The following is a 12,322-nucleotide window of genomic DNA, read 5'->3' as shown; positions in this document are numbered from 1 at the left end:
GAAGTATGAAGTACGCCTTAGGCGCAGTGCTCTATTACTGGCCAAAAACCGATATTGAAGCTTTTTATCAGGCCGCAGTCAGCAGCAGCGCCGATATCATTTATCTTGGTGAGAATGTCTGCACCAAGCGCCGCGAAATGAAAGTCGGTGATTGGTTAGCTTTAGCCAAAGAAGTTGCCGCCAGCGGCAAGCAGGTGGTGATTTCCACTCTCGCCCTGTTGCAAGCGCCATCAGAGTTAAATGAATTAAAGCGCTATGTGGAAAACGGCGAATTCTTGCTGGAAGCGAATGATTTGGGTGCGGTGAATATGGCGGCCGAACGCGGTTTGCCATTTGTGGCCGGTCATGCGCTCAATTGCTACAACGCCTATACCCTGCGGATTTTACATCGCCAGGGCATGATGCGCTGGTGCATGCCGGTTGAGCTATCTCGCGATTGGCTGGCTAATGTGCTGCAACAGTGTGAAGAGCTGGGGTTCCGCCATCAGTTTGAAGTCGAAGTGTTGAGCTACGGCCATCTGCCACTGGCTTATTCTGCCCGCTGTTTTACTGCGCGTTCAGAAAATCTGGCCAAAGACCAATGTGAAACTTGCTGCATTAAGTACCCGCAAGGGCGGCCAGTGCTGTCACAAGAAGAGCAGCAGGTGTTTATTCTCAATGGCATTCAAACTCAGAGTGGCTACTGCTATAACCTCGGTAATGATTTGATTTCCATGCAAGGTTTAGTGGATATCGTCCGTCTTTCGCCACAAGGTATTGAGACGCTGAATGTCATCGACCAGTTCCGCGCCAACGAGCAAGGTTTGGTTCCGCTGGCGTTAACCAATAAAGCCGATTGTAACGGCTACTGGCGGCGATTAGCCGGGCTAGAATTGGTATCCTAATAGATTAGGCGGGGGGGCCACGGTTCCCCATTTATTCACACTGATTATTCACACAAACAATTGTGTCCCCTTTCAGGCCGCATTTATTCCCCTCCCGAAAGACACTATTTCGATTATGCTCTTATTCATGAATGGCTGTTATTGCTGTGATTTATTCACATAGTGAATATGGTAATCCGTAGTTATCTCTTTAAAATCAATGCGTTTATCAATAAACGCGCTCGCCCTTCAAGCGACTCGACTAAGGTTAAGATGGACGATTCTATGACTGACAAAAAGGCCGTGCCACTTTCAGTACTCGATTTATCACCAATAGCGCAGGGCAAGACCCCACGAGATGCATTTCATGCCTCGTTGGACTTAGCTCAACATACTGAAAAATGGGGATATCACCGCTACTGGCTGGCCGAACACCATAATATGACCGGCATTGCCAGCGCCGCGACCTCCGTGCTCATTGGCTATATTGCCGGTGGCACCAGCACCATCCGCGTCGGTTCAGGCGGTGTTATGCTGCCAAACCATTCACCGCTGGTGATAGCTGAACAGTTTGGTACCCTTGCCTCGCTGTATCCTGACCGCATCGACCTCGGCCTTGGCCGGGCCCCCGGCAGTGATCAGCGCACTATGATGGCGCTACGCCGCCATCTCTCTGGTGAGGTTGATAATTTCCCGTCCGATGTACGCGAACTGCAAAACTATTTTGCCGATGTGCAACCTGGGCAAGCGGTACAAGCCGTCCCCGGCCAGGGTTTGCATGTCCCTCTGTGGCTGCTGGGCTCTAGCTTGTATAGCGCGCAATTAGCAGCTGCCATGGGCCTGCCCTTTGCTTTCGCCTCGCATTTTGCACCAGACATGCTATTCCAGGCGCTCAAACTGTATCGGGAGAATTTCAAACCTTCCGCTCAGTGGCCAAAACCTTATGCGATTGTGTGTGTGAATGTCGTGGCCGCAGATACTGAGCGTGATGCCCGTTTCCTGTTTACTTCGATGCAGCAGCAGTTTGTCAATCTGCGCCGTGGTACACCGGGCCAATTACCACCGCCCGTCGACGATATGGAGAAAATCTGTTCTCCGGCAGAGCAGTTTGGTGTCGACCAAGCGCTGCGCCTGTCTATCATTGGCGATAAAAGTAAAGTCCGGCACGGGCTTCAGTCACTATTGCGGGAAACTCAGGCCGATGAATTGATGGTCAATGGCCAGATTTTTGATCACCAAGCACGATTGTATTCATTTGAAATAGTTGCCAGTTTGCAACAAGACTTGCAACCCGCCGAGCGCCTGTAGTTCATTCACAAGTTGAATATCGCAGACATAAAAAAACCAGCCCGAGGGCTGGTTTTGTTTTAATCATCAGAGATGAACTAAGGCTTATGCATCACCGAAACGACGGCGAGCAGGTGCGGCTGGCGCTGCGGCATCATCGCGACGTGGTGCAGGTGCAGCTGAGCGCTGACCATCACGATTACCACGACGTTGTTCGCCACCACCCGCTGGAGCACGGTCGCTGCCGAATGAACGACGAGGAGGAGCACCTGCGCCTTCACGACGTTCGCCACCGGCTGAACGGCCAGCACCACCACGGCGCTCACCACCACCATTACCACCTGCTGGGCGCTCACGGCGCTCATGCGGCTGTGCATCACCCAACAGCTGCATGTTCAGCGGCTTGTTCAGGATACGGGTACGAGTGAAGTGAGATAACATTTCACCCGGCATGCCTTTTGGCAGCTCGATAGTTGAATGCGAAGCAAACAGCTTGATGTTGCCGATATAACGGCTGCTGATATCACCTTCGTTAGCGATAGCGCCAACGATATGACGAACTTCAACACCATCATCACGGCCCACTTCAATGCGGTACAGTTCCATCTCGCCAACATCACGACGTTCGCGACGTGCTGGACGCTCGCCACCGTCGCGGCTGTCAGAACGAGGTTCACGACGGCTGTCATTACGATCACGGCCGCGATCGCTACCACGGTCATCGCGAGAATTGAATTCACGCTGTGGACGACGCGGTGCTTCCGGTGGCAGGATCAAAGGACGTTCGCCTTGTGCCATTTTCAGCAGTGCGGCAGCCAGAGTTTCGAGATCAAACTCTTCTTCTGGTTGCAGCTTCGCCAGCAACGCGCGGTACATATCCAAATCACTGCTTTCCAGCTGTTGGCCCACTTTCGCTGCGAATTTAGCTAAGCGGCGCTCGCCCAGCAATTCTGCGTTTGGCAACTGAACTTCAGGGATAGTCAGCTTCATGGTACGTTCAACGTTCTGTAACAGACGACGTTCACGGTTCTCTACGAACAGTAATGCACGGCCTGCACGACCCGCACGGCCAGTACGGCCGATACGGTGAACATAAGACTCTGAATCCATAGGGATATCATAGTTTACAACTAAGCTGATACGTTCAACATCCAGCCCACGAGCAGCAACGTCAGTCGCAATCAGGATATCCAGACGGCCATCTTTCAGGCGATCCAGTGTCTGCTCACGCAGCGCCTGGTTCATGTCGCCGTTCAATGCTGCGCTGTTGTAACCACTACGTTCCAGAGCTTCTGCAACTTCCAGCGTCGCATTTTTGGTGCGCACGAAGATGATGGCTGCATCGAAATCTTCAGATTCCAGGAAGCGAACCAACGCTTCTTTCTTGTTATAACCACCACCGACTCTCCAGAAACTCTGGCTAATGTCAGGGCGGGTCGTCACGCTAGATTGAATGCGGACTTCCTGTGGTTCTTTCATAAAGCGACGGGTGATACGACGAATCGCTTCTGGCATGGTAGCAGAGAACAGAGCAGTCTGATGTTCCGCTGGGATCTGCGCCATGATAGTTTCGACGTCTTCGATAAAGCCCATACGCAGCATTTCATCTGCTTCATCCAACACTAAACCGCTCAGGTTGGACAGGTTAAGAGTACCGCGTTTCAGGTGGTCTAACAGACGACCTGGGGTGCCGACAACAACTTGTGGCCCTTGGCGCAAAGCGCGTAATTGAACGTCATAACGCTGACCGCCGTACAGGGCCACCACGTTAACGCCGTTCATGTGTTTTGAAAAATCGGTCAGTGCCTGTGCAACCTGGATAGCCAACTCACGGGTCGGTGCTAACACCAGTACCTGTGGCGCTTTCAATGTCGGGTCAATGTTGTGCAACAGCGGCAGACCAAATGCGGCTGTTTTACCACTACCAGTTTGTGCCATGCCGAGAACATCACGGCCGTTCAACAGGTGTGGAATACATTCCAACTGAATAGGAGATGGTTTTTCATAACCAAGATCAGTCAGAGCGGAAAGAATTGGAGCGGACAGCCCCAGATCAGCAAAAGAGGTTTCAAGCTCAGTAGTCATGTACACGTGCCTCATTAATAATGGCAGCCAGTCTACATAACTCGTCGAGAAAATTTTCAGTCATTTTCATTGAAAAGTGTGAACCGGCTCAAATTAGATTATAAAACGAACAAAAAGGCCATCACCTGTTAGGGTGATTAACGTTGGTAAAAACCAAGGTATATCAGGCTAATAATTGTTCGTCAGCTATTGCTGGTCCGATTCCGATAGGTCGTCTTGTTCTTGGCCCAAAAGCGCCAATTCCAACAATGCATAGCGGTGCTCAACAAAGTTATGAACGTTGTTAGCTACCGTCAGTTTGAACAGCGCCGAAGCAGTGTTCTTGTCCCCCAGACTTAGGTAATGTTTACCTAAATAGAAGTCAGTTTCACTGAGATGCTCAGCGAGCGAAGTGTTATCCATTGCATCTGCCTTGAGCCGTTCCATCAGCGTTTTTTCGCTGATTGTGCCCAAGTAGAATTCGACAATATTCCATCCCCATTGCCCTCTGTCCGATTTTTCATAGCGCTGTTGTAACGCTACTGCAGCTGTCTTAGGATCGATTTCTCTTTCCACCAGATACAGCCATAACGAACGGAAGGGATCATTTGGATCGTCTTGATAAAACGCCTGCAGATCATCCTGCGCTAACGGGAATCGACCGCCATAATACAGAGCGATACCCCGGTTTAAACGCGCGTAATTGTAAGTTGGATCAAGCTCTAGTACAGAATCAAACGCTTCATAGGCAGCATCAAAATTGCCTGCCTGCGTTAAATAAATGCCCAGATAGTTAAAAACTTCTGGCATATCAGGACGAATAGCTAACGCTTGCGAAAAATCATTTCGCGCTAGTGCCCGTAGCCCGAGGCTATCATACAGCACTCCGCGCTCATATAAAAGCTGCGCGCGCTCATCATCCGTAAGTGCCCGACTTGCAAGGATTTGTTCCATGCGCGCCAGAATCACTTCCTGCTGCAACGTAGGTTGCAACGGAATTGCCAATACCTCGTCTTTACGCCAATCATGGTTGCTGCATCCTGCCAGCATCAGTGCTGTCACAACGTAACACCAGCGCAAGAAAGGCTTCATTTCCTACTCCCGAAGACAAACATTGGATAAATATCCTTTCATCCATTTGTTTAATACAAGAGCATCCTGCCCTCGAGATAACACAGCTCCTCACTCATCAGTAAGGAGCTGTGGAATACTAATTACTCTGCTGCTTCTGGTGCTGGTGCTTCTGCGTCAGGAGTAGTGGCTTCTTTGATGCTCAGGCGGATACGGCCCTGACGATCAACTTCCATTACTTTCACTGGGACTTCTTGGCCCATTTGCAGATAGTCAGTCACTTTCTCTACGCGCTTGTCAGCGATTTGAGAAATATGAACCAGACCTTCTTTACCGCCGCCGATTGCTACAAATGCACCGAAATCAACAATACGAGTCACTTTACCCGCATAGATACGGTTCACTTCGATTTCAGCAGTAATTTCTTCGATACGGCGAATCGCATGTTTCGCTTTGTCGCCGTCAGTTGCTGCAATCTTAATGGTGCCATCATCTTCGATTTCAATGGTGGTGCCAGTTTCATCAGTCAGCGCACGGATCACAGAACCACCTTTACCAATCACATCCTTGATTTTCTCAGGATTGATTTTCATGGTGTAGATACGTGGAGCAAATTCAGAGATATCGCCGCGCGGAGTGCTGATAGCCTGTTCCATAACGCCCAGAATGTGCAGACGCGCACCCTTAGCTTGGTTCAGAGCCACCTGCATGATTTCGCGGGTGATGCCTTCGATTTTAATATCCATTTGCAGTGCGGTGATACCGTCACGGCTGCCGGCTACTTTAAAGTCCATGTCGCCCAAGTGATCTTCGTCACCCAGAATATCAGACAGAACAACAAAGTTTTCATCTTCTTTAACCAGACCCATTGCGATACCAGCAACAGCGGCTTTAATCGGTACACCTGCATCCATCAGGGCCAGAGAAGCACCACAAACAGAAGCCATTGAAGAAGAACCATTAGACTCGGTGATTTCAGAAACCACACGGACAGTGTAAGGGAACTCACTTGGGCTTGGCATCACTGCCAACACACCACGTTTCGCCAAACGGCCATGGCCAATTTCACGACGTTTCGGTGAGCCAACCATACCGGTTTCACCAACACAATATGGAGGGAAATTATAGTGTAGCAGGAATGAGTCAGTACGCTCACCCATCAGCTCATCAATATTTTGTGCATCACGTGCAGTACCCAGTGTTGCGGTAACCAGCGCCTGAGTTTCGCCACGGGTGAACAACGCAGAACCATGAGTACGTGGCAATACGCCGGTACGCACATCCAGACCACGGATCATGTCTTTTTCGCGGCCATCAATACGCGGTTCGCCAGCTAATACACGGCTACGCACGACGTTTTTCTCAACGCTGCCCAAGATATCCTGAATTTCAGAAGCATCTAAAGTATCGTCTTGCGCTAACAGCGCTTCAGTCACGTCAGCTTTGATAGCATCAACTTGTGTATAACGCTCTTGTTTCTCGGTGATACGGTATGCGTCACCCAGACGAGCAGCAGCCAACTCAGCAACGCGCGCGTGCAGCGCTTCGTTCACTGGCTCTGCATGCCAATCCCACTTCGGTTTGCCCGCTTCAGCAACCAGAGCATTGATATTTTCAATCACAATTTGTTGTTGTTCGTGGCCGAAGACAACCGCGCCCAACATTTGATCTTCAGACAGAATTTGTGCTTCTGATTCAACCATCAATACCGCAGCAGCAGTACCGGCAACCACCAAGTCCAGGCGGCTTTCTTTCAGCTCGTCAGTGGTTGGGTTCAGCACGTACTGGTTGTTGATAAAACCAACACGCGCAGCACCGATTGGGCCGTTGAATGGAATACCTGACAAGCTCAGCGCAGCTGATGCACCAATTAATGCCACGATATCTGGGTTAATTTGTGGGTTAACCGAAACAACAGTCGCAATAACCTGAACTTCATTCAGGAAGCTGTCTGGGAACAGTGGGCGAATCGGACGGTCAATCAGACGTGAAGTCAGCGTTTCGCCTTCACTTGGGCGGCCTTCACGACGGAAGAAGCTGCCTGGGATACGGCCAGCAGCGTAAGTACGCTCCTGATAGTTAACTGTCAGAGGGAAGAAACTCTGGCCTGGTTTAGCTTTCTTTTGGCCAACAACAGTGACGAATACTGCGGTGTCATCCATGCTTACCATTACAGCAGCAGTTGCCTGGCGGGCCATCATGCCAGTTTCGATGGTGACGGTATGTTGGCCGTACTGGAATTTACGAATAATCGGAGTCAGCAAAATAGTATCCTTATACTATGCGGTGCCGGATCGTATTGACTCTCCATCCACCTGTTACTAATACCTTCACACTGCATCCTCGCGACTAATGACAACCCTTAACTCCCATTGAGTTAAAGTCTCTCATTAGCCGCGCGAACCTCTGCACCGGAAGATCCTTTTTTAAAAATATAGAACAACAACAATATACTAGCGTATTTTATCATTGCTTCTTAGAAAAAAGGGGCCAATTTGGCCCCTTTCTCCCGAAACTCGCAGACTTAGCGACGCAGACCCAGACGCTCGATCAGGGAAGCATAACGCGATATGTCTTCACGCTTCAGGTAATCCAGCAGCTTACGACGCGTGGATACCATACGCAGCAGACCACGACGACTGTGGTGATCTTTTTTGTGCTCGGAGAAGTGACTTTGCAAATGGTTAATTTGAGCAGTCAACAGAGCAACTTGAACTTCGCTTGAACCGGTGTCATTGGCACCGCGACCGAAGTCAGCAACGATTTTAGCTTTCGCTTCAACACTTAGAGACATGATACAACTCCAAATATATAGATAAATTAAGACAGGCGCCGATCTCTAATTCAGCAACCCAATATGTAAGCCGCACTATTCTACTCTTTGAACCGCGGGATCGCAAGGTAGGCCGCTAGGCCCTACTCAGCATATTCCACAACCAAGCGCTTAGGAGCCACACGGCCATCTTCTGCAATGGTGCCAATACCAATGAAATTACGCTCTTCGCCTTCAGTGATACGAACCATTCCTTCGCCTGGCGCACCGGCTACATGCACTGGCTGCCCTTGTTTTACATAAGCAGCAACAGCAGGTAACAGATTGACTTCAGGGAAATTTAATACTGCACTGTCCATCGGCAATAGCAGCGCATCCAGTTCCGCATTTGGCGAACGCTCTTCTGCTTGTGCCGCTTCAACCATCGCAGTTAACTGCTCTAAAGTCACCATGCGATCACTGGGATAAGTCGCTACCTGCAAACGGCGCAAATAACTGACATGCGCGCCGCAACCCAATAATTCACCCAAATCATCAACAATGGTGCGAATGTAAGTCCCTTTAGAGCAATGAATTTCCAGCTCCAGGTCATTACCTTCCCAGCGGATAAAGAGCAGCTCGTACACAGTAATACTGCGCGCTTCACGTTCTACTTCAATCCCCTGACGGGCATATTCATACAACGGCTTGCCTTGATGCTTCAACGCAGAATACATCGATGGCACTTGCTGGCTGTCACCACGGAAACTGTCCAGAGCGGCATCCATCTGCGCCTGCGTGACATTAACTTCCCGCTCGCTGATTAATGCGCCTTCGGCATCCGAGGTATCAGTCCGTTGACCTAAACGGGCCACAACACGGTAGCGTTTATCTGAATCTAGCAAAAATTGGGAAAACTTGGTCGCTTCGCCCAGACAGATAGGCAACATACCGGTCGCCAAAGGATCAAGTGCACCAGTATGGCCTGCGCGGTTTGCGCTAAAGAGGCGTTTTACCTTTTGTAAAACGTCATTGGAGGAGAGGCCCAGCGGCTTATCCAATAACAGAACGCCGTTAATGTCACGGCCGCGACGACGTGGACGACCCATTACTTCTCCTCGTCGTTTCCTGGATTAACCTGACGTTCTGCATCATTTTTGATGACGTTAGTCACCAGGTTAGACATCCGCATCCCTTCAATCAGAGAGTTGTCATAGGCGAAAGTCAGTTCTGGCACGATACGCAAGCGCATTGCTTTACCCAGCAGAGTGCGGATATAACCGGAGGCATCTTGCAGTGCTTTAATGCCATTTTTTACTGTATCCGGTGAGGCATTATCGGTTAACACGTTCAGGAAGGTCACAAAGACTTTAGCGTAAGCCAAATCACGAGATAGCTCGATACCTGACACGGTCGCCATGCCAACACGAGGGTCTTTGATTTCGCGCTGTAAGATGAGTGCGATCTCTTTTTGCATTTCTTGTGAAACACGCTGAGAACGGCTGAATTCTTTTGCCATTTGGATTCTCCAGACAAATTGGGGGGCCAAGGCCCCCCAAATGGATATAAGCAGATCTGAGGCGATTAATCGATAGTACGTTTGATTTCGATAATTTCGAAGACTTCGATCACATCGCCCGTACGGACGTCATTGTAGTTCTTAACGCCGATACCACATTCCATACCATTACGAACTTCGTTGACGTCATCTTTGAAGCGGCGCAGAGATTCCAGCTCGCCTTCATAGATAACCACGTTGTCGCGCAGAACACGGATTGGATTATTACGCTTAATCACACCCTCAGTAACCATACAACCAGCAATGGCGCCAAATTTCGGTGATTTAAATACATCACGAACTTCAGCCAAACCAATGATTTGTTGTTTGTACTCAGGTGCCAGCATACCACTCATCGCCTGCTTAACTTCATCAATCAAGCTATAAATGACTGAGTAGTAACGCAGATCCAAGCCTTCAGTTTCTACTACACGACGCGCTGAAGCATCAGCACGAACGTTAAAGCCAAGGATGATTGCGCCAGAAGCTGCGGCCAGTGTTGCGTCAGTTTCGGTGATACCACCAACGCCTGAACCCACAATGCGGACTTTTACTTCATCGGTAGACAGTTTTTCCAGTGAATCACAGATAGCTTCACAAGAACCCTGTACGTCAGATTTGATGACGATGTTCAGTTCAGAAACTTCACCTTCAGTCATGTTAGCAAACATGTTTTCCAGTTTAGATTTCTGCTGACGAGCCAGCTTAACTTCACGGAATTTGCCCTGACGATACAGTGCAACTTCACGAGCTTTCTTCTCGTCACGAACAACGGTAACTTCATCACCAGCAGCAGGAACACTGGATAAGCCAAGGATCTCAACCGGAATAGACGGACCAGCAGACGTGATATCACGGCCCAGCTCGTCACGCATCGCACGTACACGGCCATACTCGAAGCCACACAGTACGATATCACCTTTGTTCAGCGTACCTTGTTGAACCAGCACGGTAGCAACTGGGCCACGGCCTTTATCCAAGAAGGATTCGATGACAACACCACTTGCCATGCCAGTACGAACGGCTTTCAGTTCCATGACTTCAGCTTGCAGCAGAATTGCTTGCAGCAAATTATCAATACCGGTACCGACTTTCGCAGATACTTCGATGAATGGAACATCGCCGCCAAAATCTTCGGATATAATACCGTATTGAATCAATTCAGTTTTAACACGGCTTGGGTCAGCGGCTGGCTTATCGACTTTATTCACTGCAACCACAACTGGCACGTTCGCCGCTTTGGCATGCTGAATAGCTTCGATAGTCTGTGGCATCACGCCATCGTCGGCTGCGACAACCAGCACCACGATATCAGTCGCCTGAGCACCACGGGCACGCATTGAAGTAAACGCGGCGTGTCCTGGTGTATCCAGGAAAGTGATCATGCCGTTTTCAGTTTCAACGTGATAAGCACCGATGTGCTGTGTAATACCGCCGGCTTCACCTGACGCCACTTTCGTGGAGCGGATGTAATCCAGCAGAGAAGTTTTACCGTGGTCAACGTGGCCCATAATGGTCACAACGGGAGCGCGATGCTCAGCTGCAGCTTCAGCGCCGGTATCACGGTCGCTCATCAGCGCTTCTTCCAGCTCGTTTTCACGACGCAGGATAACTTTGTGGCCCATCTCTTCAGCAACCAGCTGTGCTGTTTCCTGATCGATAACCTGGTTAATGGTTGCCATTGCACCCAGTTTCATCATTGCTTTGATGACCTGAGAACCTTTAACAGCCATTTTGTTTGCCAGTTCAGCAACAGTTACCGTCTCGCCAATCACTACATCGCGGTTAACGGCAACAACAGGCTTGTTGAAGCTCTGTTGTAATGTGCTTGGTTTACGTTTGCCTTTACGGCCAACAGCACGTGCTTCTTCGCGATCAGCTTTAGACTCGGAGAGTTTATTGCCTTTCTTCTGTTTAGTTGCTTTACCACCACGAGTGCGGCTGCGGCGATCACCTTCAACTTTGGCGTCGTTTTCATCTTCCGCGGCGCGCGCATGTTGTGAGGTGGTTACGTGGTAATCGGCAGATTCAGTCTGCTCAGCCACAGGTGCTGGCCATTTACCTTCATTTTCGGCTGCCATTTTACGGGCTTCCTCAGCAACGCGTTTAGCGTCTTCCTCGACCTTACGGCGTGTTTCTTCTTCTACAGAGCGTTTCAGCTCGGCAGCTTCAGCTTCACGGCGTGCTTTATCAGTCTGAGCTGGCTTGGTTTTTTCGTCGGTTTGTTGATTCGTCACTTTTTCTTTTTCCGCTGCTTGGCGTTTAGCTTTTTCAGCGGCCTCACGTTTGGCTTGTTCTTCGGCCGCTCGTTTAGCTTTTTCTTCAGCGATTTTCTGCGCTGCTGCTTCCGCTTCACGTTGTGCCTGCTCTTCCGCTTCACGCTGTGCCTGCTCTTCCGCTTTTGCTTGTTCAGCTTCCGGCGTATTTACATAAGTGCGTTTCTTGCGGACCTCGATTTGCACCGATTTACTTTTTCCGCCGGTGCTCGGAATATTCAAGGTGCTACGCGTTTTGCGTTGCAGCGTGAGTTTATTAGGCGCACTACCGTGTTCACGGTTTAAGTGCGCCAGCAATGTTTCTTTTTCTTGCTGGGTAACTGAGTCTACTTCAGACTTCTTGATCCCTGCATCAGCAAATTGCTGTACCAGGCGATCAACTGGGGTCTGAATCTCAGCTGCCAGCGATTTTACGGTTACATCTGTCATGCTGTTCCTTCCTGCTACAGTT

The 12,322-nt window shown here is 49.8% G+C and carries 10 protein-coding genes; 2 read left to right on the top strand and 8 right to left on the bottom strand.

Features of this window, described 5'->3' with window-relative positions; translation table 11 throughout:
- The first annotated feature begins 5 nt into the window (after nucleotides 1-5).
- A complete protein-coding gene (locus FTA91_RS01005; protein WP_050114475.1) occupies nucleotides 6-884 on the top strand; it encodes a U32 family peptidase in 879 nt (292 codons plus the stop codon).
- A 264-nt stretch (nucleotides 885-1,148) separates the two neighbouring features.
- The gene (locus tag FTA91_RS01000) at nucleotides 1,149-2,171 is read left to right on the top strand and encodes a luciferase-like monooxygenase (RefSeq protein ID WP_050114476.1); all 1,023 of its coding nucleotides are present in this window, start codon (nucleotides 1,149-1,151) and stop codon (nucleotides 2,169-2,171) included.
- 84 nt (nucleotides 2,172-2,255) lie between these two features.
- Here the strand turns inward: FTA91_RS01000 and FTA91_RS00995 are convergent, their stop codons facing one another.
- From FTA91_RS00995 to infB, 8 genes are all read right to left on the bottom strand, one after another.
- Nucleotides 2,256-4,235: a DEAD/DEAH family ATP-dependent RNA helicase gene (locus FTA91_RS00995; RefSeq protein ID WP_050114477.1), complete on the bottom strand. Its 1,980-nt coding sequence runs from the start codon at nucleotides 4,233-4,235 to the stop codon at nucleotides 2,256-2,258.
- Nucleotides 4,225-4,299: a protein YrbN gene (gene yrbN, locus FTA91_RS20515; protein ID WP_223499600.1), complete on the bottom strand. Its 75-nt coding sequence runs from the start codon at nucleotides 4,297-4,299 to the stop codon at nucleotides 4,225-4,227. Before yrbN ends, FTA91_RS00995 begins: the two co-directional genes overlap by 11 nt.
- A gap of 122 nt (nucleotides 4,300-4,421) precedes the next feature.
- Entirely contained in the window at nucleotides 4,422-5,306 is an 885-nt protein-coding gene (nlpI, locus tag FTA91_RS00985) for a lipoprotein NlpI (protein WP_050114478.1), read from the bottom strand.
- Nucleotides 5,307-5,428: 122 nt separating this feature from the next.
- A complete protein-coding gene (gene pnp, locus FTA91_RS00980) occupies nucleotides 5,429-7,549 on the bottom strand; it encodes a polyribonucleotide nucleotidyltransferase (protein WP_050114479.1) in 2,121 nt (706 codons plus the stop codon).
- 260 nt (nucleotides 7,550-7,809) lie between these two features.
- Complete coding sequence (gene rpsO / locus FTA91_RS00975; RefSeq protein ID WP_038636793.1) at nucleotides 7,810-8,079, bottom strand: 30S ribosomal protein S15; 270 nt, start codon at nucleotides 8,077-8,079, stop codon at nucleotides 7,810-7,812.
- Between the two features lie 122 nt (nucleotides 8,080-8,201).
- The gene (truB, locus tag FTA91_RS00970; RefSeq protein WP_050114480.1) at nucleotides 8,202-9,146 is read right to left on the bottom strand and encodes a tRNA pseudouridine(55) synthase TruB; all 945 of its coding nucleotides are present in this window, start codon (nucleotides 9,144-9,146) and stop codon (nucleotides 8,202-8,204) included.
- Nucleotides 9,146-9,556, bottom strand: coding sequence for a 30S ribosome-binding factor RbfA (gene rbfA / locus FTA91_RS00965; protein ID WP_050114481.1), 411 nt, complete (start codon nucleotides 9,554-9,556; stop codon nucleotides 9,146-9,148). Before rbfA ends, truB begins: the two co-directional genes overlap by 1 nt.
- A gap of 65 nt (nucleotides 9,557-9,621) precedes the next feature.
- Entirely contained in the window at nucleotides 9,622-12,300 is a 2,679-nt protein-coding gene (gene infB / locus FTA91_RS00960; RefSeq protein WP_050114482.1) for a translation initiation factor IF-2, read from the bottom strand.
- Between the last annotated feature and the right edge of the window lie 22 nt (nucleotides 12,301-12,322).

The sequence above is a fragment of the Yersinia thracica genome, assembly GCF_902170565.1.
Lineage (GTDB): Bacteria > Pseudomonadota > Gammaproteobacteria > Enterobacterales > Enterobacteriaceae > Yersinia > Yersinia thracica.
The sequence above is the reverse complement of the archived record's forward strand: the minus strand, read 5'-3'. Positions and strand labels throughout refer to the sequence as shown.

What these genes read in the sequence shown, in the direction of transcription:
- infB (WP_050114482.1), bottom strand. Translation starts at nt 12,300, where the DNA reads ATGACAGATGTAACCGTAAAATCGCTGGCAGCTGAGATTCAGACCCCA.
- FTA91_RS00995 (WP_050114477.1), bottom strand. Translation starts at nt 4,235, where the DNA reads ATGACTACTGAGCTTGAAACCTCTTTTGCTGATCTGGGGCTGTCCGCT.
- FTA91_RS01005 (WP_050114475.1), top strand. Translation starts at nt 6, where the DNA reads ATGAAGTACGCCTTAGGCGCAGTGCTCTATTACTGGCCAAAAACCGAT.
- FTA91_RS01000 (WP_050114476.1), top strand. Translation starts at nt 1,149, where the DNA reads ATGACTGACAAAAAGGCCGTGCCACTTTCAGTACTCGATTTATCACCA.
- rpsO (WP_038636793.1), bottom strand. Translation starts at nt 8,079, where the DNA reads ATGTCTCTAAGTGTTGAAGCGAAAGCTAAAATCGTTGCTGACTTCGGT.
- rbfA (WP_050114481.1), bottom strand. Translation starts at nt 9,556, where the DNA reads ATGGCAAAAGAATTCAGCCGTTCTCAGCGTGTTTCACAAGAAATGCAA.
- truB (WP_050114480.1), bottom strand. Translation starts at nt 9,146, where the DNA reads ATGGGTCGTCCACGTCGTCGCGGCCGTGACATTAACGGCGTTCTGTTA.
- nlpI (WP_050114478.1), bottom strand. Translation starts at nt 5,306, where the DNA reads ATGAAGCCTTTCTTGCGCTGGTGTTACGTTGTGACAGCACTGATGCTG.